The organism is Sphingopyxis flava (assembly GCF_900168005.1).
Taxonomy (GTDB): Bacteria; Pseudomonadota; Alphaproteobacteria; order Sphingomonadales; family Sphingomonadaceae; genus Sphingopyxis; species Sphingopyxis flava.
The window spans coordinates 228195-251370 of record NZ_FUYP01000002.1 but is presented as its reverse complement, the minus strand read 5'-3'; the positions used below and the strand labels follow the sequence as shown (position 1 = coordinate 251370).

At 65.5% G+C, this 23176-nt stretch carries 30 protein-coding genes; 15 read left to right on the top strand and 15 right to left on the bottom strand.

Translation table 11 applies throughout. The features are described from left to right. Nucleotides 1-10: 10 nt before the first annotated feature. From B5X69_RS02745 to pyk, 6 genes are all read right to left on the bottom strand, one after another. Nucleotides 11-892 carry a hypothetical protein gene (locus B5X69_RS02745; protein WP_245798551.1) on the bottom strand — a complete coding sequence of 294 codons (882 nt, stop codon included), beginning with the start codon at nucleotides 890-892 and terminating at the stop codon, nucleotides 11-13. Next, on the bottom strand, nucleotides 892-3330 hold the full coding sequence (locus B5X69_RS02740) for an FAD-dependent oxidoreductase (RefSeq protein ID WP_079637145.1): 2439 nt from the start codon (nucleotides 3328-3330) through the stop codon (nucleotides 892-894). The genes B5X69_RS02745 and B5X69_RS02740 overlap by 1 nt, the downstream gene beginning before the upstream one ends. Before the next feature lie 201 nt (nucleotides 3331-3531). Continuing rightward, the gene (locus tag B5X69_RS02735) at nucleotides 3532-4305 is read right to left on the bottom strand and encodes an arginyltransferase (protein ID WP_079637196.1); all 774 of its coding nucleotides are present in this window, start codon (nucleotides 4303-4305) and stop codon (nucleotides 3532-3534) included. 307 nt (nucleotides 4306-4612) lie between these two features. Beyond that, nucleotides 4613-4975, bottom strand: coding sequence for a hypothetical protein (locus B5X69_RS02730; RefSeq protein WP_139375639.1), 363 nt, complete (start codon nucleotides 4973-4975; stop codon nucleotides 4613-4615). Between the two features lie 51 nt (nucleotides 4976-5026). Continuing rightward, on the bottom strand, nucleotides 5027-5824 hold the full coding sequence (locus B5X69_RS02725) for a hypothetical protein (RefSeq protein WP_139375638.1): 798 nt from the start codon (nucleotides 5822-5824) through the stop codon (nucleotides 5027-5029). A gap of 143 nt (nucleotides 5825-5967) precedes the next feature. After that, the gene (gene pyk / locus B5X69_RS02720) at nucleotides 5968-7440 is read right to left on the bottom strand and encodes a pyruvate kinase (RefSeq protein ID WP_176141493.1); all 1473 of its coding nucleotides are present in this window, start codon (nucleotides 7438-7440) and stop codon (nucleotides 5968-5970) included. A 94-nt stretch (nucleotides 7441-7534) separates the two neighbouring features. Between pyk and B5X69_RS02715 the strand changes: the two genes are divergently transcribed. From B5X69_RS02715 to pal, 15 genes are all read left to right on the top strand, one after another. Continuing rightward, complete coding sequence (locus B5X69_RS02715) at nucleotides 7535-7864, top strand: DUF1244 domain-containing protein (protein ID WP_079637143.1); 330 nt, start codon at nucleotides 7535-7537, stop codon at nucleotides 7862-7864. A 56-nt stretch (nucleotides 7865-7920) separates the two neighbouring features. Further along, the gene (locus B5X69_RS02710) at nucleotides 7921-8163 is read left to right on the top strand and encodes a DUF2312 domain-containing protein (protein ID WP_053552973.1); all 243 of its coding nucleotides are present in this window, start codon (nucleotides 7921-7923) and stop codon (nucleotides 8161-8163) included. Nucleotides 8164-8192: 29 nt separating this feature from the next. Further along, nucleotides 8193-8510: a heavy metal-binding domain-containing protein gene (locus B5X69_RS02705; protein WP_079637193.1), complete on the top strand. Its 318-nt coding sequence runs from the start codon at nucleotides 8193-8195 to the stop codon at nucleotides 8508-8510. Between the two features lie 88 nt (nucleotides 8511-8598). After that, the gene (locus B5X69_RS02700; protein ID WP_079637142.1) at nucleotides 8599-9345 is read left to right on the top strand and encodes a YebC/PmpR family DNA-binding transcriptional regulator; all 747 of its coding nucleotides are present in this window, start codon (nucleotides 8599-8601) and stop codon (nucleotides 9343-9345) included. Between the two features lie 96 nt (nucleotides 9346-9441). Beyond that, nucleotides 9442-9915 (top strand): crossover junction endodeoxyribonuclease RuvC, encoded by a 474-nt coding sequence (gene ruvC / locus B5X69_RS02695; RefSeq protein WP_079637141.1) that lies wholly within the window; start codon nucleotides 9442-9444, stop codon nucleotides 9913-9915. 71 nt (nucleotides 9916-9986) lie between these two features. Further along, nucleotides 9987-10589, top strand: a complete 603-nt coding sequence (gene ruvA, locus B5X69_RS02690; protein WP_079637140.1) for a Holliday junction branch migration protein RuvA — start codon at nucleotides 9987-9989, stop codon at nucleotides 10587-10589. Next, nucleotides 10586-10996, top strand: coding sequence for a GFA family protein (locus B5X69_RS02685; protein WP_079637139.1), 411 nt, complete (start codon nucleotides 10586-10588; stop codon nucleotides 10994-10996). Before ruvA ends, B5X69_RS02685 begins: the two co-directional genes overlap by 4 nt. Continuing rightward, nucleotides 10989-11429 (top strand): hypothetical protein, encoded by a 441-nt coding sequence (locus B5X69_RS02680; RefSeq protein ID WP_139375637.1) that lies wholly within the window; start codon nucleotides 10989-10991, stop codon nucleotides 11427-11429. Before B5X69_RS02685 ends, B5X69_RS02680 begins: the two co-directional genes overlap by 8 nt. Further along, on the top strand, nucleotides 11405-12448 hold the full coding sequence (gene ruvB, locus B5X69_RS02675) for a Holliday junction branch migration DNA helicase RuvB (RefSeq protein WP_079637137.1): 1044 nt from the start codon (nucleotides 11405-11407) through the stop codon (nucleotides 12446-12448). The genes B5X69_RS02680 and ruvB overlap by 25 nt, the downstream gene beginning before the upstream one ends. A gap of 99 nt (nucleotides 12449-12547) precedes the next feature. Beyond that, the gene (locus B5X69_RS02670) at nucleotides 12548-13027 is read left to right on the top strand and encodes a YbgC/FadM family acyl-CoA thioesterase (RefSeq protein ID WP_079637136.1); all 480 of its coding nucleotides are present in this window, start codon (nucleotides 12548-12550) and stop codon (nucleotides 13025-13027) included. Continuing rightward, complete coding sequence (gene tolQ, locus B5X69_RS02665) at nucleotides 13021-13719, top strand: protein TolQ (RefSeq protein ID WP_079637135.1); 699 nt, start codon at nucleotides 13021-13023, stop codon at nucleotides 13717-13719. The genes B5X69_RS02670 and tolQ overlap by 7 nt, the downstream gene beginning before the upstream one ends. Then, on the top strand, nucleotides 13719-14183 hold the full coding sequence (gene tolR, locus B5X69_RS02660) for a protein TolR (protein ID WP_079637134.1): 465 nt from the start codon (nucleotides 13719-13721) through the stop codon (nucleotides 14181-14183). The genes tolQ and tolR overlap by 1 nt, the downstream gene beginning before the upstream one ends. A 9-nt stretch (nucleotides 14184-14192) precedes the next feature. Continuing rightward, nucleotides 14193-15020, top strand: a complete 828-nt coding sequence (locus B5X69_RS02655; protein ID WP_079637133.1) for a hypothetical protein — start codon at nucleotides 14193-14195, stop codon at nucleotides 15018-15020. 5 nt (nucleotides 15021-15025) lie between these two features. Then, nucleotides 15026-16405, top strand: a complete 1380-nt coding sequence (gene tolB, locus B5X69_RS02650) for a Tol-Pal system beta propeller repeat protein TolB (RefSeq protein ID WP_079637132.1) — start codon at nucleotides 15026-15028, stop codon at nucleotides 16403-16405. Nucleotides 16406-16519: 114 nt separating this feature from the next. Next, nucleotides 16520-17032, top strand: a complete 513-nt coding sequence (pal, locus tag B5X69_RS02645) for a peptidoglycan-associated lipoprotein Pal (RefSeq protein WP_176141490.1) — start codon at nucleotides 16520-16522, stop codon at nucleotides 17030-17032. Here the strand turns inward: pal and B5X69_RS02640 are convergent. Genes B5X69_RS02640 through gspG form a run of 9 tightly spaced genes read right to left on the bottom strand, consistent with a single transcriptional unit; the run spans nucleotide 17019 to nucleotide 23171 of the window. Then, nucleotides 17019-17798: a prepilin peptidase gene (locus tag B5X69_RS02640; protein WP_079637131.1), complete on the bottom strand. Its 780-nt coding sequence runs from the start codon at nucleotides 17796-17798 to the stop codon at nucleotides 17019-17021. The genes pal and B5X69_RS02640 overlap by 14 nt on opposite strands. Nucleotide 17799: 1 nt before the next feature. Further along, nucleotides 17800-18519 carry a type II secretion system protein N gene (gene gspN, locus B5X69_RS02635; protein WP_079637130.1) on the bottom strand — a complete coding sequence of 240 codons (720 nt, stop codon included), beginning with the start codon at nucleotides 18517-18519 and terminating at the stop codon, nucleotides 17800-17802. After that, entirely contained in the window at nucleotides 18516-18998 is a 483-nt protein-coding gene (gene gspM / locus B5X69_RS02630) for a type II secretion system protein GspM (RefSeq protein ID WP_079637129.1), read from the bottom strand. Before gspM ends, gspN begins: the two co-directional genes overlap by 4 nt. Next, nucleotides 18995-20146 carry a type II secretion system protein GspL gene (gene gspL / locus B5X69_RS02625; protein ID WP_079637128.1) on the bottom strand — a complete coding sequence of 384 codons (1152 nt, stop codon included), beginning with the start codon at nucleotides 20144-20146 and terminating at the stop codon, nucleotides 18995-18997. Before gspL ends, gspM begins: the two co-directional genes overlap by 4 nt. 1 nt (nucleotide 20147) lies before the next feature. After that, on the bottom strand, nucleotides 20148-21152 hold the full coding sequence (gene gspK / locus B5X69_RS02620) for a type II secretion system minor pseudopilin GspK (protein WP_079637127.1): 1005 nt from the start codon (nucleotides 21150-21152) through the stop codon (nucleotides 20148-20150). After that, complete coding sequence (locus B5X69_RS02615; protein ID WP_079637126.1) at nucleotides 21149-21817, bottom strand: GspJ family type II secretion system protein; 669 nt, start codon at nucleotides 21815-21817, stop codon at nucleotides 21149-21151. The genes gspK and B5X69_RS02615 overlap by 4 nt, the downstream gene beginning before the upstream one ends. 59 nt (nucleotides 21818-21876) lie before the next feature. Next, entirely contained in the window at nucleotides 21877-22251 is a 375-nt protein-coding gene (gene gspI / locus B5X69_RS02610) for a type II secretion system minor pseudopilin GspI (protein ID WP_281250914.1), read from the bottom strand. Continuing rightward, the gene (locus B5X69_RS02605; RefSeq protein WP_079637125.1) at nucleotides 22241-22717 is read right to left on the bottom strand and encodes a GspH/FimT family pseudopilin; all 477 of its coding nucleotides are present in this window, start codon (nucleotides 22715-22717) and stop codon (nucleotides 22241-22243) included. The genes gspI and B5X69_RS02605 overlap by 11 nt, the downstream gene beginning before the upstream one ends. Next, entirely contained in the window at nucleotides 22692-23171 is a 480-nt protein-coding gene (gspG, locus tag B5X69_RS02600) for a type II secretion system major pseudopilin GspG (RefSeq protein WP_245798550.1), read from the bottom strand. The genes B5X69_RS02605 and gspG overlap by 26 nt, the downstream gene beginning before the upstream one ends. Between the last annotated feature and the right edge of the window lie 5 nt (nucleotides 23172-23176).

Sequence of the window (23176 nt, the reverse complement as noted above, 5' to 3'; positions counted from 1 at the left end):
ATCCCGCGCCTCACCAATAGAAGAATACGCTGATGATGTGCGCCGACAGCGCCGCGATCAGCGCGAAGGTGAGCGGCACATGGACGTAGAGCCAGATTTCGAGCAGCGCGCGAAGGCGCAGGTGCTCGCGAAGCCGCGCCAGCGCAGCTTCCTTCTGCGTCAGCAGCGCGACCACCTTCGCTCGCGCTTCAGCATCACCACCGACAGCCTCGGTCAGCGCTGCGCGCGCTGCGGCGGTCGCGCGGTTGGGGTAGCGCCCCGTCAAGCGGGCGCGGATTCCGCCGGCAAAAGGATCCTGTTCGAGCGAAGCGAGGACGGGCGCAGCCTCGCCAGGCGGCAGAGGCTGGGCGGCAGCGTGGAGCTGGCGGTCGAAAGCGCGGATCGCCTCGAGCATCTGCATTTGCGTCATCTGGTCGCGGTTGTTGGAAAGCGCCTGCGGCAGCAGCGCATAGACGGCAACGCCATAAAGCCCCGAGAGGATCACGAGCATCATCAACGCCCAGGCAAGCGTGTGTACGTTCCAGCCGAGCTGGAACCCGGTGTGCCAGGTGGCGATGACAATCAGACTGAGCCCGAGGTAAACATGCGCCGAAGTCCACGCCTTCAGCGACCAGAAATCGCTCGTCATCCGCCGCTTGCGATAGCCAAGTGCCGTGAGCCAAAGGATCAGCAGCGCGCCAATCGTGCCAAGGGTATAGCCGTACCAGCTGCCGCCATTCGGCCGGGGGCTGACGTCGATCAACGCATAGGAGAGGATGACGAGCAGACACAGTCCGCCCGAGACCTTCGCCCAGCGAAAATTGGCGTGGCGCAAAAAGCCCTCGTGCCGCCGCTCGCGTACCCGTTCGGTCTGGGTCGCGGTTGCGCGGCGCCGGCGAAACAGCGTCGCCATCAGCCCGCATCCTCTTCGAGCCGCGCGATCGAGAGAAATTCTTCAGGCGACACGCGAATTGCAGCGCCCGTAGGGCACGCCCGTACGCAGGCTGGGCCGCCGGCAAGGCCCTTGCACATGTCGCATTTGACCGCGATCTTCTTCGGCTTCTTGCCCTCGGGCATGTTCGCCTTGGTCCATTTGGGCGACGGTTCGCCAGGGCCCGGACCGCGCCCCAGAAGCAGCCAGCTCAAAAGTCCCGGTTTGGGCGGCGGCGCCGCCTCCATGCGGATCACGCCATAGGGACAATTGCGCATGCAATTGCCGCAGCCGATGCATCCCTCTTCCATGAACACCTCGCCGTCGGGGCCGCGGTGGATGACATTGGGAGGACAGTCGGCCATGCAGTGCGGGTGTTCGCAGTGACGGCAGCTCGTCGGCACATGGAGATGGGCGAAGGTCTTGCCCGCCTCGCGGTCGAGCCGCGACAAGCCTTCGTGGCTGTCTGCGCACGCCTTTTCGCAATTGTCGCAGCCGACACAAAGATTCTCGTCGATCAGCAACGCATCGGTTGCCTCGCCGAGCCCCTCCTTCATGATGAAGCTCGCGGTGTCCGAATAAAGATCGACAGCGCTCGAATAGGTCGCCTTGCGCGATTCGATGAAGCTGTTCATGGCGGCGCGTTCGGCGACGGCCGTCTCCGTCGCCTCGCGCACCTGCGGCCGCGCAGCCAGCATCGCCTTGAAGCCTGCGCCGGTCAGCTTAATCACCTCGCTGCCGACCGCAGCTTTCACCGTCGCATTGCGGGGCGCGCCGCTCAGCACCGCCATTTCGCCGAAATAGCTGCCGGCGGGCAGGTAGCGCAGGAAGATCGGTTTGCCGCCGATATTCTTCTCGACCACCATCGATCCTGAGCGGATGACGAAGACGTCGTCCCCCTCGTCGCCCTCTTCCAGCACCGCCTTGCCCGCCGGGACGCGGATCACTTCAGCGCCGTCGACGACGGGCGCCAGATCTTCGGCAGTCAGACCCCCCTTGAAGATCTGGAGGAGCTGGCGCTCGAGCGAGATGCGTTCGATCACGCGCTTTGCCCCGGGCACTGCGGCCATCAGCTTGAGTGCGGCGGTGCGCGACACCTCGACGAAAATGCTGTCTTCTCCGGCGCGGATGGTTGCGCCGCGCTTGCGACCCGAAATCAGGCCCACCTCGCCAAAAATCGACCCCTGTTCAATCGGCACGGTCACCCCGGGTGACACCTCGACGAGCGCGTGCCCCTCGGCGATGGCAAACAGCGAGGATCCGGGCTCGTCCTTTTCGAAGACAACCTCGCCCTCGGGAAAGAAGGCCACTTTGGAATCGAGCATGAACTCGCGCATCTGGAGCGGCGAGACATCGGCGAAGATGCGCACGCGCGTGCGCAGAAAGTCGAGCCATTCGCTGACCGATTTCCGCTCGGGCAAGCCGGCGAAGATTGCGGCCAGATCCTTTTCGTCAGCAGGCGTGAGGGCAGTGTTTCCGTTGATGAACTCGACGACGTCATAGCCCTGGTTCATGCAGTGCTTGATCAGCGGATAGCCCGCGAGCGCGCCGATGACATAGATGCCGGGAACGCTTGTTTCGAAAGTGGGCGACAGCTTGGGAAAGGCCTCGCGGTCGGGGCCGGTGAATTCGATCCCCATCGATTCGACAAAGGCGCGCGGCGCGACCGACCCTAGGCGCGCGACGATGAGGTCGCACTGTATCTTCTCGTCGCCTGTCGGGGTTTCGAGCGTCAGCCAGCCCGCCTCGACCAGCTTGGGCTGGGTTTCGGTGCGGATGCTGATCGCGCCATTTTCCTCGGCTTCCATCAGGTCGGAAACATTCTTGGCCTTGGCGCGGGCAAAATCCTTCGAGCGGTTGAGGATCGTCACGCGATTCTCGAGGGCATCTTCGGCGACCCCCAGCGCATTCTCGATTCCCGCGTCGCCCGATCCGACAACTGTAATATGCCGGTCCTTGAAATCCTCCGGGTCGTCCACCTGATAGATGATATGCGGCAGATCATTGCCGGGGCAGCGCAGGCGGTTCGGATTGCCTTGGGTGCCGATCGCGAGCACGATGGCCTCGGCGGCAATCACATCGCCCTTGGCCGTCTTGATCTGGAAAGCCCCCTTCTCGCCCGTCACTTCGACGACCTCGGCGTGATAAACGACATTCACCTTGTTCGCCGCGGCATCCTCGTCCCAGATCGCAAGGATCGCCTCGCGCGCGCCTTCGTCAAAACGGCAGTCGGAGCGCAGGTCTAGGCGATTGGGCGTCGCCATGACGTGCTTGCCCTTTTGATATTTGAAGATCGTATCGGAAAGATGATCGGTCTTTTCGAGCAGCACATGGCTGAGCCCGAGCTGCGCCGCGCGCGCAGCCGCACTGAGGCCGGCGGGACCCGACCCGATTATCGCAACCCGGACCGGGTCGCTCATAAGGCGCCTGCGTCCACTGGGACCGCCCGAGGCGGTCGATTGTCGCGGACACAGACCAATGCGCGCATGGGCATCCAACCCCCCATCGCCAGCCCCCGGCGATCTCTAACGGATGCGACCCGAACTTATGTTCTGGAATGGACGCTATGCCCTTGAAAGCGGGCCGAGGTCAACAAGTGACGAAGAAACTTTGGCCCGCAATCAGGCGAGTTCGAAAATTGCGGCGGTCCGGTCAGACGCGATCGGCTCGAAGCGCGACCAGCCATCGGGGCTGAGCTTCTCGAGGGGGCGGAAGCGCGCCTTGTAGGCCATGCGAGCCGAACCCTCGATCCAGTAGCCAAGATAGACATAGGGCAGTCCCGCACCGGCTGCGCGCCGCACATGGTCGAGGATGATATAGGTGCCAAGCCCCTCGCGCAGGGGATGCGCCGTATCGAAGAAGCTGTAGATCATCGACAGCCCATCGCCCTGGCGGTCGGTCAGGCAGCAGCCCACAAGGCGTCCGCGGCTGCCGTCGGGAGTCGGCTCGCGATATTCGATCATATAGGTGTCGACAGGAGACTGCTCGACCATGTCGGCGAAATCCTGCTCGTCCATGTCTGCCATGCCGCCGTTCGGGTGGCGCGACTGGAGATAGGCATGCAAAAGCGCATATTGCTCGTCGGTCGCCCAAGGCTTGCAGGCGGTGGCGACCAGATCACCATTGCGTCGCAGGTTCCGCTTCTGCGACTGGCTTGGCGTGAAATCCATCGCGCAAACGCGCACCGATACGCAAGCGGCGCAGTCGGTGCAGCTCGGCCGGTAGGCAACCGACTGGCTGCGGCGAAAGCCGATGCGGCCGAGCGCATCGTTGAGCTCGCTCGCATTATGCCCCCCGAGTTCGGTGAACACCTTGCGCTCGGTCCTGCCCTCCAGATAAGGGCAAGGCGCCGGGCTGGTGACAAAGAAGCGCGGAAAACGAAACGGCGCAGACACGCGAGACAGGCCTCCGAACTGGTAATGCGAGCCCTCCCACGCGGGTCCCGACACGCGACATGCACCGAATATGCCGCCTGCCGTCAATGGTGCAAACATCATTTACCATTTTTGTCCGTCCCGAACTGAATCAGAAGCGTTAATTTTCTGAATCGCGCGGTAACTTTGTGCCGATCTGAATCAATTGAATCCGTGTCTTGCGCCGGCGCGAGGAAAAAACCGGAGAGCGCCCTCGCCCGGCATCTTCGTCTGAACGCAGCGGGTCGCCTGCCCGCCCTGGGATCCGGCCTGATCGCGACGTCGCGACCTAACGCCAGAGAATCTGACCGCCCGGCTCAATAAGCGACTTCAGCTTCTGAAGCTCCGAGATCAGCACGCCAAGGCTTTCGCGCTTGAAGACAAGCGGAAGCTCGGCCCCGCCCTGAAGCCGCATGAACAGCATCGGCTCATTCTGCTCGGTTTTTCCTGTCTGCATCCCCACGGGGCGGATCAACTGCGCTTCGCCGTCCTGCCCCCCCGATTTCTCAAGTTCCGCGACCAGCGCACTGGCGAGAACCGGCGCACATTCAAGGCCGACCTCAATCCGGTGCAGCGCCTCGTCGTCACCCTTCAATGCGAAGTGAAGAGCGCCATCCTTCGCAGTCCATTCGACAACTTCGACAAATTTCAACGCGAATTCCTTTTCATGCGGCAAGCAGCCTGCGCAGGCGCACGCAATCCCTCAATCCTTGGGATAGAGAAGCCTCGCCGGCCGGCGCTCGCGCGCCGTCTTGAACAGCGAATAGGTCTGCCCGACGATTTCGGTCACGCCCGTGATCGACGCCATATAGCTTTCAAGCTCGGACGTCTTCTTGGCCTCGATGAGCCGCGTCGGCGCTGCGGGATCGGGGCCGTCGAACCGGACGCAAAATAGCGGCTCCCCGCGCCGCAGGATCAAATCCCTGGTCGTGTCATGCCACTCGAACGCCCATTGCAATGGCCGCGGCCAGACATCGATCGGAAAGCGGCCGTTGATCTGAATGCCGGGGCGGTCGGGCGTATGATGGAAAATGGGGGGATATTGATTGACGTAGACCGGGTCGTCCGAAACGAAGACATAAGACGTCAGCATCTGGAGCACCGGCCGCTGCGGATGGCGCCATTCGTTCCGCGGCTGAAATACGATCCAGCGCTGCAGCGCCTCGGCCCGAATTGGACTTTTGTCGGCGAGGACGTTGGTAATTTCCATCCCGCCGGCCGTCAGGTTCAGCCGCAAATGAACGTCGATGGGGCAGTTGATCACGAAGTGACGGCGGTCAAAATCAAGCACCGAGGGACATTTGCCGACGGACTTGGGATCCTTGCTTTGCGACTCGACCCGCACCGGCCGCGGGGTGTCCCAAATGACGCTCGCGCCTTCGACATTGAGCAGCCAGCCCACAGTATAAGCGCGGGATTCGCCCCCCGCTGCAGCCTCGGAACCTGGCTCGGGTTCGGTCTCCGCGGCTCGCGCAACCTTCGAAAACAAGTTCTTCAACATTTAGGAACCGGCACCCTTTACTCACCGCGGCGGGGAGCAGCGCATTACCGTATCGACCCTTCGAATCCTAGACTGGAGTTTCGCATCGCGCGCAGCCTATTCCTAATGGAGTCGGCGCGACTGCTGCCCATTCGGCCGCTCCATCATCCATAGCCCCTCAACTCATCGCCCGTCAGCGTCGCGACATGCAGCACGTTGGTCGATCCCGGCGTGCCGAAAGGAACGCCAGCCATCATGACCAGCTTCGAGCCCGATTGTCCGATGCCGTGACGCAAAGCCATGCGCTTACCTTTGGCGATCATTTCCTCGAAGCTTCCGATGTCCCTGGTGGGAACCGCATGGGCACCCCAGAGCAGACCCATGCGACGCGCCGCCTCGCGCTTCGGGGTAAGCACCAGCAGCGGCGCTCCGGGACGCTCGCGCGCGACGCGCCGAGCGGTCGAGCCCGAGGCGGTGAAGCAGATGATGGCATCGGCACCGATCGTCCCGATGATGCTCCCCGCCGCCTCGGCAAGCGCGTCGGCGGTGGTCGCGTCGGGTAAGGTCTCCGTGAAATGGAGGCGGCGGTAATAGTCAGGGTCGCCTTCGACCGACCGGGCAATCGAATCCATCATCGTCACCGCCTCGACCGGCCAGGCGCCCGCGGCGGTCTCGGCCGAGAGCATGATCGCATCAGCCCCGTCGTAGACCGCGGTCGCGACATCCGACACCTCGGCGCGCGTCGGAGTCGGCGAGACGATCATCGATTCGAGCATTTGCGTCGCGACAACGACCGGCTTGCCCATCCTGCGGGCGGCCGCGACGATCCGCTTTTGAAGCGGAGGAACCGCCTCGGGCGGAAGTTCCACGCCGAGGTCACCGCGCGCGACCATGGCGGCGTCGGCAAGCTCCAATATTTCCTCGAGCCGTTGAACCCCCGAGGGTTTTTCGAACTTGACGAGCAATGCCGCCTTGCCCCCGATCAGCCGCCGCGCCTCGGCGACATCCTCGGGCCGCTGCACGAAAGAAAGGGCAATCCAGTCGACATGCTGGTCGAGCGCGAAGGCAAGATCCCTTCGATCCTTTTCGGTCAGTGCAGCGAGCGGCACGACGACGTCGGGGACGTTGACCCCCTTGCGGTCCGAGATCCGTCCGCCCACCTCGACGAGCGTGTCTATCCGGTCCGGGGATACGCTTTGCACGCGCAGCACCAGCTTGCCATCGTCGATGAGGAGCCGCGTTCCCGGTTCAAGCGCGGCAAAAAGCTCCGGATGCGGCAGGTGAACGCGCGCCGCGTCGCCCGGCGCCTTGTCCGCGTCGAGGACGAAGCTCTGGCCCTTCGCCAGCTCAGCCGGTCCCTCGCTAAAGGTTCCGACCCGCAGCTTAGGACCTTGAAGGTCGACCAGGATCGTCGTCGGTCGGCCGGTTTCCTTTTCGAGCGCGCGGATCGCCGCGATCACCTTGGCGTGGCCGTCATGATCGCCGTGGCTCATATTGACGCGAAAAGCGTCGGCGCCTGCCCGGTGGAGCGCCGAAATCATTTCGGGGTGAGCGCTCGCAGGACCAAGGGTCGCCAGGATGCGCACCTTGCGCTGGCGGGGGGTGAAATTGTGGACCACGATTGCTCCGCCTGTCATCTTGCCGTTACGGTTCCTGCGGGGCATGACGCGTTGATCGTGCCAAGGCAACCGCCGTATAGCTATTCAACCCCGTAAAGGTGAGAAACGTCCGATGTCCTGCAGCGAAGACCAGCCCGCCGCCCCCGATGTGCTCGACGACCTCGACGACGCGATTGCGGCGGCCGCCTTCCGCCGACTGGTGAGGCTGCTGCGTCATCGTCACGACGCAGCGAACATCGACCTCATGGGTCTTGCCGGCTTCTGCCGCAACTGCCTTGGCGACTGGATCGCCGAGGCGGGAGGCATGGACAAGGAGGCCGGGCGTACGATCGTCCACGGCATGCCAACAGCCGAATGGAAGGCGCGCTATCACGTCCCTGCCAGTGCGGAGCAACTCGCACGGATGGAAGAAAGCATGGCCAAGAATCCCCGACCTCGTTAGTTGGACGCCGGCGCGATTCTCTTGCGCCGAAAATTCCAACCCCAGCGGAGTCCAATATGAGCGAAGCCACTACTGCCGACGAACAACTGCGCCTTTTCATCGAGCGCATCGAGCGGCTGGAAGAAGAGAAAAAGGGCATCGCCGACGATATCCGCGACGTCTATAACGAAGCCAAGTCGCAGGGCTATGATCCCAAGATCATGCGCCAGATCGTCCGTTTGCGGAAAATGCCGGTGCACGACCGCAAGGAGATGGAGGCGATCCTCGACGTGTACAAGTCGGCGCTCGGCATCGACTGAGGCAAAGGCGCAAACAGGGAGACGACATGATGTTCAGCACTACGACCCCCACCGTTGAGGGCCGTCCGGTCCGCGAATATCTGGGCATCGTCACCGGCGAGGTGATCGTCGGTGCGAACATTTTCCGCGACCTGTTTGCAAGCATCACCGATATCGTCGGCGGCCGTTCGGGCAAATATGAGGACGTCCTTGCCCGCGCGCGCAAGGAGGCACTGAGCGAAATGGAGGCCGAGGCTGCGAAGCTCGGCGGCAACGCCGTCATCGGCGTCGACATCGACTATGAGGTTCTCGGCCAGAACGGGTCGATGCTGATGGTGTCGGCGAGCGGGACGGCGGTCCTCATCTAGTCGCCGCGCCCGCAACGCAGCGGTTGTCTCGAAAAGCCGCGCACGCTAGGGCGGCGCCACATTTTTCCACATCGATGGGAGGTAGGCCGTGGCCGGCCATAGCAAATTCAAGAACATCATGTACCGCAAGGGCGCGCAGGACAAGAAGCGCAGCGCCCTCTTCTCCAAGCTCGCGCGCGAAATCACTGTCGCAGCGAAAATGGGTCTGCCCGACCCCGACGCCAATGCACGCCTGCGCGCCGCGGTAAACGCGGCCAAGGCGCAGTCGATGCCAAAAGACAATATCCAGCGCGCGATCGACAAGGCGTCGGGCGGTGAAGGCGAGAATTACGAGGAGATCCGCTATGAGGGTTACGGCCCCGGCGGCGTATCGCTGATCGTCGAGGCTCTCACCGACAACCGCAACCGGACCGCGACGAACGTGCGCACGGCCTTTGCAAAGAATGGCGGCAATCTGGGCACCACCGGCAGCGTCAGCCACGGCTTCGATCGGCTCGGCCAGGTCACATATCCGGCGAGCGCGGGCGACCCAGACATGGTGTTCGAAGCTGCGCTCGACGCCGGCGCCGACGATGTTGAATCGTCCGAAGACGGCCACGAGATCTGGACGAGCGTTGAAAATCTGCACGAAGTCGCCAAGGCGCTCGAAGCCAAGCTGGGCGAAGCTGAGGGCGTGAAGCTCGCCTGGCGGCCTACGCTGAAGAGCGAAGTCACGGACGAGGCGACCGCGCAGACGCTCTTCAAGCTTATCGACACGCTCGACGACGACGACGATGTCCAGACCGTGTGGGGGAACTATGATATCCCCGATGCCGTGATGGAAAAGCTTGGTTAACAGCCAAAATCCGTTCGCATCGCGCGGCGCCGGCTTGGCCGCTGGCTGCGCACGCCTTCAGCGTAGCCGCTCGCCGCGCCATGCGACCATGACCCCATGATCATTCTCGGCCTCGATCCCTCGCTGTCGTGCACCGGATGGGGTATGATCCGCGTCGAAGGCAGCCGGATCAGCCATATCGCCAATGGCCAGATCAAAACCGATGCAAAGGCCGCGCTGCCTGAGCGTCTTGCGTATATCGACACGGTGCTCGCAGCCGTGATCGCCGACCATGATCCGATGTGTGCGGCGGTCGAGGAGGTCTTCGTCAACGACAATCCGCAGTCAACGCTGAAACTCGCACACGCCCGCGGCGTCGCGCTTCTCGCCTGCGCGCGCGCAGGCCTTCCCGTCGCCGAATATGCCCCCCGCCTCGTCAAGAAGACGATCGTCGGCACGGGCGGCGCTGCAAAGGAACAGGTGCAGGCGATGCTGCGCGTCCTGCTGCCAGGCGCCAAGGTCGAAGGCGCCGATGCAGCCGACGCGCTGGCGGTGGCGATCTGTCACGGCAACCACCGGCCGCGATATTGAAATTCGTTTGCCCCCTGCGCCCTGAGGGGAATTCTATTCCCTTTTCGTTCTCCTCGCGTTAGGCCCGTGAGATGATCGCGAAACTCACCGGACGGCTCGACAGCAGCGGCGCAGGCCATGCGGTAATCGACGTCGGCGGCGTCGGCTATCTCGTCGAAGCTTCGGCGCGCACCCTCGATGCGCTCGGTTCTGTCGGCAGCGATGTCACCATTCACACCGAGATGCTCGTCGGCGAGGATTTCCTGCGCCTTTTGGGGTTCGCGCGGGCCGAGGAGCGCGACTGGTTTCGTCTGCTGACCAGCGTCCAGGGCGTCGGCGCCAAGGTCGCGCTCGCGATCCTTTCGGCGCTCGAGGTCGCTGATCTTCAGCGCGCGCTTGCTGGCGGTGACAGCGCCATGATTGCACGCGCCAACGGCGTCGGGCCGAAGCTTGCCCAGCGCATCACCCACGAACTCAAAGACAAGGCGGGAGCCTTGGGCGGTATCGCGGGAAGCGCGGGCCTTGCGATTGCACCTGCTCCAGGGCCACTCGGCGACGCGGTCGCCGCGCTCACCGGCCTCGGCTTCAAACCCGCTGAAGCGAGCGCGGCGGTCGCGGCGGCACATGAGGAGCTCGGCGCCAAAGCAACGCTCGACGCCCTCGTGCGGGCCGCGCTCAAGAAGGCTGCGAAATGACGAAGATCGCCCGCCGGGCCGCTTGCCGCTGCGGCCAGATCCGTATCACCTGTACGGGCGAGCCGATCCGGGTGTCAGTGTGCCACTGCCGCGAGTGCAAGACGCGCAGCGGCAGCGCCTTCGCCGCGCAGGTGCGCTTTTCCGCGGAGCAGGTCCGCATCACCGGCGAAGACCATGCGAGGATGTGGCAATTCACCGGCGAAAGCGGCAACACCGCCGACTTCTTCTTTTGCAGCATCTGCGGCTCGGGCGTCTGGTACCGGGCGCGACCCTATCATGATGCCTATGCGATCCCGCTCGGCAATTTCGAGCCCGGCCACGCTTTGGTGCCCGATTATTCGGTCTTTGAGGAGCGCAAGGAACCTTGGGTTTCGATCACCGGCAAGGCAATAGAACATTATGACTGAGCGCCGGGATCGTCTTGGATATCCCGCGGGATTTCTGTCTTCTTATGCAATGGACTGGGCCGCGCTGGCGCTCGCAGGGCTGGTTTTCGTGACGATCGCCTCTGCCGCCCTGCTCGCAATGCGGGGGCCATTTGGCGACCGGATGGCAGAGTGGCTTCCCCTCCTCCCGTCAGCGGCATGGTCGGCCCTTATTGCCGCCTTACTCCTCAATCTGGTCTTGCCATGGGTCCACCCAGCGACGCGTCGCATCAGCCTGTGTCCCTCGTGCGGCAAGTCTACGCTCCTGACCAGCCCGGATCTCGACGAATGGGACGTCCGTGCCAACCCCGATGGCCACTGCGCGGGGGATCGCCGTTTCCGCCCTGAAGAACGATGCTCGCAGTGCCATGCCGACTTGCGCAAAGCCCCATGGCGGGGGATGAGCAAACCGTGACCGACCTCACCACCCCCCTGCGCACGCCCGAGGATGCCGACGCAGCGCTTCGCCCCAAATCGCTCGCCGAATTCGTCGGCCAGGCGGCAGCGCGCGAGAATCTGCGCATCTTCATCGAGGCGGCGAAGGCGCGTTCGGATGCGCTCGATCATGTCCTCTTCTTCGGGCCGCCCGGCCTTGGGAAGACGACCCTCGCGCAGATCGTCGCGCGCGAACTCGGGGTCGGTTTTCGGTCTACGTCGGGGCCGGTCATCGCCAAGGCGGGCGACCTTGCGGCATTGCTTACCAATCTGGAGGACGGTGACGTCCTGTTTATCGACGAGATCCATCGTCTCGCCCCCGCAGTCGAGGAAATCCTCTACCCGGCGATGGAGGACCGCGCGCTCGATATCATGATCGGCGAGGGACCGTCGGCCCGAAGCGTCCGTATCGATCTTCCCAAATTCACCCTCGTGGGCGCGACGACGCGGCAAGGCCTGCTGACGACCCCGCTGCGCGACCGGTTCGGCATCCCGGTGCGGCTCAATTTCTATACCCATGCCGAGCTTGAACAGGTGATCACCCGAGCGGCGCGGTTGCTGGGCCTCGGCATCGCACCCGACGGTGCGCTCGAAATTGCCAAGCGATCGCGCGGAACGCCGCGCATCGCCGGGCGGCTTCTTCGCCGTGTGCGCGATTTTGCCACCGTCGCCGGCGCGCCCATCGTCGATGCGAAGAACGCCGATGCTGCGCTCAACCGGCTCGAGGTCGACGCGCTGGGGCTCGACGCGATGGACCGGCGCTATCTCACCATGATCGCGGACATTTATCGCGGCGGTCCCGTGGGCGTCGAGACGCTCGCGGCGGGGCTTTCGGAACCGCGCGACACGATCGAGGATGTGATCGAGCCCTATCTGCTTCAGATCGGCCTCATTGCCCGCACCGCGCGCGGACGGATGCTCAACGCGAGCGCGTGGAAACATCTCGGGCTCAATCCCCCATCCGGTGCGCAGGACGGGCTGTTCGACCAGGCGAAATAGAACGAAAATCCGGGGCAGCCTCCGCCAAATGCCGCGGACCTGCGACGAACCGTGAAAGGGGGGTTTGCGGCGAGTCGTGCACCGGCTATCGGTCTGGCGATGGCTCATGTCCCTCCCCCATTCATCCCCGGCGCTTTTGTGGGAGCCGCGCATCACTACCGCGTGCGCGTCTATTTCGAGGACACCGACCTTAGCGGCATCGTCTATCATGCCAATTATCTGCGCTATATGGAGCGCGCGCGATCGGACATGCTGCGGCTGGCGGGAATCGACCAGCGCGCTGCCATGGAAGCCGGTGAAGGCGCGTGGGCGGTCACCGACCTTGCGATCAAATATCTGCGGCCCGCAAAGCTCGATGACGACCTGCTCGTCGTCAGCACGGTCGAGGCGGTGCGCGGCGCAAGCGTCGTCATCGCGCAGCGCATCCTTCGCAGTCATCATACGTTAAGCGACGAAATGCTGACGGACGGCCGCGCTACGGCCGCCTTTCTGTCGCCCGCAGGCCGGCCGCGGCGCCAGCCTGCAGGCTGGGCCAGCCGTTTCACCGCGATCATGAATGGAGAGAGCATCCCTTGCTAGACAATATCAAGCTGGCCGCCGACGCGGCGACCCTATCCCCCGTCGCGTTGTTCCTGCAGGCCGACATCGTGGTCAAGGCCGTGATGATCGGCTTGCTCGCAGCGTCAGTCTATGTCTGGGCGACCATCTTCACCCATGGCCGCGGCGTGGGCAAGCTGATGCGCGCATCCGACCGGTTCGAGCGCGATTTCTGGCGCGCGGGCAACATCGACAAATTCTATGACGAGAACGCTCGCGAGGAACTCCCGAGCGCGAAGGTGCTCGCCGCGGGCATTTCCGAGTGGCGCCGTTCGACCGCGGGCAAGACGGTCGACCGCGAAGGCACCCGCGAGCGACTGGGCGTGGCCATGAACAGCGCGGTGGCCGGGGAAGTCGACCGGCTCGCGGAGAAGATTGGCGTGCTCGCCACCATTGGTGCCGTTGCCCCTTTCGTCGGCTTGTTCGGCACTGTCTGGGGGATCATGCGCAGCTTCACCGCGATCGCCGCCGAGAACAACAGCAGCCTTGCCGTCGTCGCGCCCGGGATCGCGGAAGCCTTGTTCGCCACCGCGATCGGCCTTTTCGCCGCCATTCCCGCGGTCATTGCCTACAACGCCTTCTCGCAGCGGCTTAACCGGCTTGAATCGCGGCTCGGCCGCTTTGCCGACGGGCTCCACGCGACCTTCAGCCGCGAACTGGAGGTCGAGGCCTGATGGCGATGAGCGGACCATCCGGCGCCCCCGGACGGCGGCGCGGACGCGGCGGGCGCCGCGCGCCGATGGCGGAGATCAACGTCACCCCGCTCGTCGACGTGATGCTCGTTCTGCTGATCATCTTCATGATCACCGCGCCGCTCCTGACCGCGGCGGTCCCAATCGACCTGCCCGACAGCCGCGCCAAGCCGCTCGATACCGAGGAGCGCGAGCCCGTTCAGCTCTCGATCGGGGGCGATGACACCATCTATATCGGCGAGGATCCGGTCAGCGAGGCCGAATTGCCCGCGCGGCTTTCCGCAATCGCGCAGGCGGATGCGGGGCAGGACCGGCCGCGCCAGATCATGCTGCGCGCCGACAAGAGGCTCGACTATGGCCGGGTGATGCAGGTGATGGGCGAACTCAACCGCGCCGGCCTCTCGCGCATCGCATTGGTCACGACCGGTTCAGAAACCGGGCAATAGGCTAGGAAAATGGCCGAACAACGGGCATCAAGGGGGAGGGAAAGGAACGGCGTCGCCATCGCGGTGGCGCTCCATGTCATCATTATCGGTCTGCTCTCGGTACAATGGACGGCGGGCGAACGGCGCTTCGACAATCCGCCGATGGAGGTCGACCTGATCGCCGAGACCGCCGCAACTTCGACCGCGCCGGAGATCAGCGACCTTCCGCCCGCGGCGCGGCTGGGCGAAGAATATGCGACCGACATCCCGGCGCCTGAACCCGAGCCGGTGCCCACACCGCCCGTTCCCGAACCGGTGGCGGCGCCGACGCCTGCCCCGGCACCCAAGCAGGTCAAGCGCGCCGAACCCACGCCGCCCAAGAAGCGGCCGGCGCAAAAAGCACAGCCCAAGCCCACGCCCAAGGCCACGCCAAAGTCCGAGGATCGCGCGGCGCGCCCCACGGGCCGGCTCGACGGCATCGCGGAAGGCCTGTCGCGGACGCAACCCAAGCAATCGTCGAGCAAGGGCGCGCCGGCGCAAGCGACGGCCTCCGAGGTCAAGCGCTCGATCGACGTCAGCATCAAGGCGGCCGTCGCGCCGCGGTGGAACAGCTGCCGCGTATCGGGGATCGATGTCGATCAACTCAAAACGGTCGTGAAATTCCGCCTGACCCGGTCGGGTGCGCTCGCGGGGTTCACCAGCGTTACAACCACGGGCGAGAACGAGAGCAACAGATTCCAGATTCAGCGCCACCAGGAATGCGCAAAACGCGCGGTCGAACTCGCCGCTCCCTTCGATCTGCCAGCTGAAAATTATGAGTTCTGGCAGAATTACACGCTCGATTTTATCAAGAGGTAAGAGAGATGATCCTCCGCTCCTACAGCCTATCGCTCGTCCTTGTGCTGACCAGTGCACCCGTCTTGGCCCAGCAGACCCCGACCCCCACGCCGCCGACGGCGCCCGCGGTCACTCAGACCGAACCGCGCGAGACGATCGAAGGGCAGCTTTCGCAAGACCGTACCGTGATCGCAATTCCTGCGCTCGCAACGCCTGCGGTTGCGACCGTCGCGGGACTTCGCACCGACAATCTCGGCCGCCAGATAGCCGATGTGATCGCCGCCGACCTCGAGCGAAGCGGGCTTTACGCGCCGCTCGGTCCGGGTAGCGTTCGCGCGATCACCATGCCGGAGGTGACCGCCCCGCGCTTCGCCGACTGGAAAGCGCGCAATGCCGAGAATGTTGTTCATGGTTTCGTGAGGGCCAGCGGCACCGGCGGGCTAATTGTCGGCTGCTACCTCTATGATACCGCGCTTGGCAGCGAACTCGTACGCCAGGGCTTCGAGATCCAGCCCGGCGACTGGCGCCGCGCCGCGCACAAATGCGCCGACGCCATTTACTCGCGTCTCTCGGGCGAATCGCCTTTCTTCGACAGCCGCATCGCCTACATCGCCGAGAGCGGCCCCAAGGGGAACCGCACCAAACAGCTCGCAATCATGGATTCGGACGGCGGCAACCACAAGTTCATCACCAACGGTCAGGCGCTCGCGCTCAGCCCGCGCTTCTCCCCCGATTACAAGAAGATCGTCTATGTGAGCTATCTCGCCGACCGCGTCCGCGTCTTCATCTACGACGTGGACAGCGGGACGCAGAAGCTGGTGACCGAAAGCCGCAACGCAACCTTCGCGCCGCGCTGGTCACCCGACGGGCGCCAGATCCTCTTTTCGATGGCGGTCGGCGGCAACACGGACATCTACCGCATCTCGGCCGAGGGCGGGACGCCGGTGCGGCTGACCACTGCGCCCGGGATCGACGTCGGCGGCAGCTTCTCGCCCGACGGGAAGAAGATCGTGTTCGAAAGCGACCGCTCGGGTAGCCAGCAACTCTATACGATGAACATCGACGGATCGAACCAGCAGCGGATCAGCTTTGGCGGCGGCCGCTATGCTACGCCTGAATGGTCCCCGCGCGGCGATCTCATTGCTTTCACCCGCATGGGCGGCGGCGAGTTCCGCATTGGCGTGATGACACCATCGGGCGGCGGCGTTCGCATGCTCACAAACAGTTGGCAGGACGAAGCGCCAACCTGGGCGCCAAACGGCCGGGTCATCCAGTTCTTCCGGACCACGCCGGGGCGCGAGGGCAAGTCGAGCATCTGGCAGGTCGACCTCACTGGCGTGAACCTTCGCCGCCTGCCCACGCCGCGCGACGGATCCGACCCGAGCTGGGGGCCGATCCGGCCCTGACGTTGCGGAACCAAAGCACGCCCTTGGGGTTCAAAAAGGGTTCCTCATTCAATTCAACATAGGTTAAGCCCGCATAATTGGGGTCAAATGCAAAACAACAGAAGGACCGATGCCATGACGATACGCAAAACCACCGCCATGATCGCGGCCATCACCATGCTGGCGGTCGGCGCCTGCTCGAAAAAGGCACCCGAAACCCTGCCGCCCGCGCCCGCAGGCACCGACGCCGGCTCGGACAGCGGTATCGGCAATGCCGTAATCCCCGGTTCCCAGCAGGATTTCATTGCCAACGTCTCGTCCGACCGCATCTATTTCGATTTCGACCAGTATAATGTCGATGCCGAAGACCAGGCCACGCTGCGGAGCCAGGCGGAGTGGCTGCAGCGCAACCCCAATGTGCGCGTCACGCTGGAGGGTCATGCCGACGAACGCGGCACGCGCGACTACAATCTCGCGCTCGGCGAGCGCCGCGCCAATGCGGCGAAAAATTATCTCGCCTCGCTCGGAATCGACCCGAGCCGCATCCAGGTGATCAGCTATGGCAAGGAACGCCCGGCCGAGCTGGGCTCGAATGAAGCTGCCTGGGCAAAGAACCGCCGCGCAGTGACAGTGGTTATCGGGCAGTAAGCTGCGCCCACCATGGCCAGAGCGGGACCAACGCAAAGGCCGCGGCGCACAGGAAAACACCGAAGGGGACCCGCCGCAGTGCCAGCGGCTGGTCCCCTTTTCCTCGGGAGAAGAGCGCCCACCCGATCCCCGCGAGGCTGGCAAGAAGCAGCAGGAGCGGCAATGCCTGCCAGCCTAGCCAGGCGCCAAGGGCCGCAACCAGCTTCGGATCCCCGCCGCCCATGCCCTCGCGGCGGTGCACGCACCGCCAGGTCCAGGCGATCAGCGCAAGTGTGAGGCCGCCGGCAAGCGCTCCAATCCAGCGCTCGAACAAGTCTGTGCCGATCAAGGGGCCGGCGAAGATGAGCCCTGCGAGCGCCAGCAACGCATTGAGCGGATCGGGCAGCCACATATGGCGAGCATCGAGCAGCGCGAGCGGCAGGAGCAACCAGCCAAAAAGCGCCCAGAGCCAGCCCTGAGCGCCCGGCATGAGCGCGAGAGCGAGCGCGCCGAGGAGCGCGGAGGCAAGCTCGACGCGGCTGTGGAACTTGTCGATCGGCACGCCGCACCTGCGGCAACGGCCACGCAGCCACAGCGCCGAGGCCAGCGGCACAAGGTCCCGCGTCCCGAGCGGCGCGTTGCAGCCATCGCACTGCGAACGCCCGGCGAGCGAGCGTCCGGCGGGCCAGCGCAGCACAAGGGTGGCGATGAAGCTGCCGATGACCGCGCCGATCAATGCCGCAAAGGCAATTTCCGCGCCCCAGGGCAGGCCGGCGGCGGCGTCCATATCAGAAGCGGCCGCCGGTCGTTAGCTGGAAGCGGCCCTCGTGGGCGCGGAAACCAAGCGCGGCGAGCGCGGCCGCCATCGCAGGATCCTTATCGACGATGATAGCGAATTCCCCCCGCCAGGCGCCGCTGCCGTCGAAGCTGAGCGTCAGTCGCTCCATTCCCGACTGGCTGGCGAGCGCGGCCTGTGCCCGGCCCTTTGCGCACGACAGCGGGCCTGAAAGTCCGCGCGACAGGCTGAGCCCCGCGATCGGCGCCGCGACCAACATTTGCACCCGCCCCCCTGCCTCGACGCATCGTCCCCCTGCGTCGAAGCGGACCCTCGCGTCTTCGAACCGTACCGAATCAACGGGGATCATCCCGAGGCCGCCCGATAAACTTGTCACGCCGTTGACGTCCGACAGTCCGCGAGGATCACTCCCATGCAGCCGTCCCGCCAGTGCGCCCAGCCGCGCATCGTCGCGCTTGAAGACGAGGTCGATGCGCCCCGTCAGCAATGCGAGCGGTGACAAGTGGGTCTGAAGCGTCCCGAGCGGCAAGGCGCCCAGCCGCGCGTCGACAATCTCGGCGGACCACACCGATCCCTCGACCGTACGCGCGCTGAGGCCGGCTTCGGATACCCCCGACAGGGCGAGCGCGAGCCGCATCGGGACGCTGGCCATGATCAGCAGCAGAGCAAGAAAGGCTGCAGCAGCGATCCAGCGCTTCGGCGCCCGCGTCATGGGCCGCTTTTCCGAAGTTCCGCGGTCATGCCCACGGTGCCGTCGGGGGCCGGCGTGATGGTGAGCGCATCGACGAGGAACCCCTGCATTTCGAGCGCGGCGATCCAGTCGACAAGCACCGGCGCCTTGGCGGTCGCGATTGCGATCGTTGCTTGCGCGGCCCCGCGCGCCTCGTTTCGGTCGAGCGTCAGCCCGATCTCGCCCGCCGATTGCGCGAGAAATTGGTCGATAGCAACAGCCTCCACCGCCGCCGCCACCGACTTCGGGGGTCGCTGCGCGAGCAACGCGAGCTTGGCAGATACCCGGCCCTCGCGCTCAACCGCAGCGCGGTGTTTGCTTTCCAGATCGGCAAAGGCCGCATAGGCCGGACGCCCGAGCGCCCACAGGAGCACCCCCGCCGCCAGCGCTCCCGCCACGCCGACAAGCCAGCGCTCGCGCTGCGAGAGACCGGTCCACCAATTTTGCAGCTCTCCCCTCATGGCACCGCCCGGATCGTGATATTCGCGATCTGCTGTCCGTCGGAGCCCGCCATCGGCTGTGCAGTCACGCGGTAGCCTCGCGCCTGAAGCGCAAGCAGCACGCGGTTGAGATCCTCGACGCGCGGTGCCGCGAGCGAGGTCGTGAGCGTTCCGTCGGTGCGGTGCGACAGGCTCTTCAGCGTTACCCCGGGCGTATCCTGCATCGCGCCGTAGAGCGCCGAAGCGGGTACGGAAAAAGCAAGCGGCCCGCCGCCCGCCGCGGCGAGGCGCCGGTCGATCTCGGCTTCCGCCGCCTCGGCGTCAGGGGCGCTCACCCCTGCCTTCTTCGCCATCGCGACAACTGCTGCATCGGCGCGCCGCGTGTCGGAGCCGAGTCGGATCGCATGGACGATCGGGACGGCAAGGCTGACGGCAATAAGCGCGATGAGCAGCCGCTTCGCCCACAGGAGCAGAACGGGGTCGACCGCCCAGCGCCGCTTCGGCTTCCACGCCCCGCTCAGCAGGTCGAGAGGCGGCGCCGCGAGCGATAGAAGCAGCGCTTCGCGCATCCGTTCGGCATCGAGCGGCACGATGGCTTGCCCCGCGGCGATCAGTGGATCGAGTTCGGGGTCGGAAACATAGGAACGGTCCTGCGTGCGCACGACCTGCTCGCGCCCGACGGTGGCGGTCCATAGCGTGTCGGGCTCGGGCGGCGGGACCGTGGCACCCGCCGGTACGATCGCCGATGGCTCGAGACCGCGTGTACCCAGCCACGCGTTCCAGGCCGCCATCGCCGCGTGGGTCGTCACAGCCACCGGAACCGCCTGCCCCGCCGCTGCAGGCTCACCGGCCACCAGGTGGAGATCAGCGGGAGCGCCAAGACAAGCCTTGAGCGCCTCCATCCGCGCCGCAGCCGCCGCTTGGGCGGGGGATGCGTCTGGAAAATGGTACCAGCGCACCGGCACGTCAGCGGCGGGAGCGAGCACGATCAGCCTGCCCTCGCCGCTCGTCCCGCGAGGCGGGCGCCCCCGGCTATCGACCCAGCCGTCGTCCTGCCCTGAATCGGTCACAACGCCGTCGTCGACCCTGAGCCAGGCGATATGGGCGGGCATGGAAGCGCCATCGAGCGCAGCGAGGGGCGGCAGCCAGAGGACGAGCGTCGACGTCATTTCAATCGCTCTCGCCCCAGTCGCGGCGCACAATCGCCGGCGGCGCCATCCCCGCGGCCGGCGCGCCGCCCCAGGCATCGATGAGCGAGCGTGCCGTCAAATCCCCGTCCCCCATCCTCACCTGCACCGTCAGCGCGAGCCATCGGCTCGTCACGCCCGCCTGTTCGTCCACGCCGCCCGGCGGGTCGAACCGTTCCAGCGCGCGGGTCTGCCAGAATCCTACGCTGCTGCCATAGCCGCCGGCGGGCCGCGCGGCCAGCGCTGCCCGAGCATCGGCGAGGCTGATCTCGCCCGGCATCAGCATCGCGACCAGCGGCGCCCGTCCTGGAGTGAGCGTGTTGACATTGAGTTTCACCGGATCGGCGGCGGGAAGAACGCAGATCCAGGGCTTCATCCGGGCAAAAAGCTTGAAGGTTACGCCGCGCACCGCGCGCCACTCGCTGACGTCGGCCATCATGCGGTTGGCGGGGAGATAACTTATCTCGAGCGCGCGATAGACGGCGTCTTCCGCGCCCAGCGGCGCCTCGTTGCTGTCGCTGTCGAGCCAGTCCGCGCTCGCCGCCGCGATCGATTCGGCTTCGCCGCGGTCGACGCCGAGCAGCGCCATCAGTTCGGCAAACTGGCGAACTGCCATGGCCCGCTGACTGAACTTGCCAGGCGAGGTCTCGGCAACGAGGCTATTGAGATTGAAGCAATTGTTCGCGTCGGTGAGCCGCGCCCTTCCCTCTCCAGCCGGCAGCGGCAAAACGAAATCGCGTTCCAGCCAGTCGCCCGCGAGGGTGAGCTGGGCGGGGTCACGCGTCACCAGATCAGCGACCCGGCGCAGCGCGATCTGTTCGGCAGCAAGGCTATAGGCGCGGCCTTGGTCAACCGCCGCAGCACTGCCCGCGATCCGCGCGGCGAGGGTCAACCGGTCGAGCGCCGTCGCCGCGATCACGGCCATCACCGCGACGAGCAGCAATACGCTCAGCAACGCTGCCCCGCGCTCATCTGCACGGCGCGTCATGGCAGGGGAGCCTGACGACCGGGCGGCACGGGCGGGACCGGCGCGGTGAGGAACAGAAGGACAAGCGGCGCGCGGCCGGTGCGCGTCAGCCGTACCTCCACCGCGCGCGGAAGGCGATCGGTGGGCCCCGAATTCCAGGCTTCACTCCAGTTGCCGGCTTCGTCGCGATAGCGAACCGCGGCGGCCCTCACCTCGCCCGCGAGCCGATCGCCTTCACCAAGCGGAGCGCCGTCGAGCATCGGTTGCGCCGCGCGGCGCCATTCATCTCCCACGAGCGCATAAGCGACGCGCTCGACCGCCGGGCGCGGCCCCGCATCGAGCGCGCCCGCGCCGCCGTGCACGAAGGCAAAGCCGCTTGCCGAACCGATGAAAGCGGGGACCGGTTCGCCCGACGGGCCGCGGGTCGCCCGGGGCAGGGTCTGCGCGAGATCGCTTGCCATCACCGCGCGCAGCCGGTTCACCCCGCCCATCGCCTTTAAGCGGGCCTGCACTGCGTCCTGCGTGTCGACGCTGCTGCGCAAAAGCCCGACCCCCATGGCCGCGATCGCCGCAAAGATCGACAGCGCCACGAGCATTTCGACCAGCGTGAAACCGAGGGCGGAATCGCCAAAGCCCGTTCGGACCAGGCTGGTCGAAGCGCCCGACTTCCCTCGCGCCCCTCCCATGGGAGAAGCTGCCCTCAGCCATGGCAGGGCCAGTGGACAACCGCGGAGGCAAAGGACCCTCATCTCGCCGACCGGATGATGGTGAGCACCGCCCGCCCGCGGCCGCGGTGGGGCCGGACGGTCAGGTCGATGCGCAGCAGACTGTCGTCGGCGGTCTTCGCGACGCGCTGGTCGACCCGCCATTCGCGTCCGGCATTGGCGACGCGGCTCGTGCTCGCCCCGATCGTCGGCGGGGCGGGGTCGGTCCACAGCTCAACCGCACGATTGTGGGCGACGATGCCTGCCATGGTGCTTTCGTCAAGGTCGCCCGCGGTGCGCACGGCATAGGCATCGAGCCGCACCAGCGTCAGCGCCGCGATGCTGATGATACTGAGCGCGACCAGCATTTCCAGGAGGGTGAAGCCGCCCTCGCCGGCCGGAACCTCACGGGCCACGGCTTACCTCCCCTGTCGCTGACACGCGCACGACCTCGCGCGCGTCGCCGCCGGTCAGCACGAGCGTTTGCGGGGTCGGACTGGTGCCGACACGATCGAAAAGGATCCGCGTCACGCCATGGCCACTGCCTGCGTTGAAACGAAGCGCGTCGGGCCAGCTGCGCTGCTCGAAGGCACGGCCGGGGAGCGGCTGCCACGTGCCATCCACCCGCCGTGCAAAACCATAGCCCGACGGCGCGAGGTCGACGGCGACGCTGCGCCCCTCGATCACAGCGACATCGCGCGCGGCGGCAAGGCGTGCGGCGAGCCTGTCGGCCTCGCCCCGCACGCTGCGTTCCTCTCCAGGGATAGTGAGGACGACGGCTGTCGCGGCGAGCGCGAGAATGGCCAGCACGACCATCAGTTCGACGAGCGTGAAGCCGCCTTCGCGCGAAAAAGGCTCAGCTCTCTCCGTGGATGTCGGCATTTTCATCTGTCCCGCCCGGCGCACCGTCGGCACCCATCGACCAGATATCGAAGGCGGCGCCATTCGGGCCCGGCGTCTGATACAAATAGGGCCGGCCCCAGGGGTCCGCGGGCAGCTTCTTGATATAGCCGCCGCGGCGATAGCGTTCGGGCTGGGCGAGCGACGGCGGCGGTGTGACGAGCGCATTCAGCCCATCGCTTGTGGACGGGTAAACCAGATTATCGAGCCGATACTGCTCCAGCGCACCTTCAAGCTGCGCGATATCGGCCTTTGCCTTGGTGACCATCGCGCGGTCCTGGCTCGGCAGTACGTTGATCATCACGACCGTCGCAAGCAGCCCGATGATGAAGATGACGACCATCAGCTCGGTGAGGGTGAAGCCGCTCTCGCCCCTGCGGCGGCGGCGCGGTCTGGGGCGCGCAGTGTCGAGCATCAGGCTAAGGATGAGCTTCATCAGCG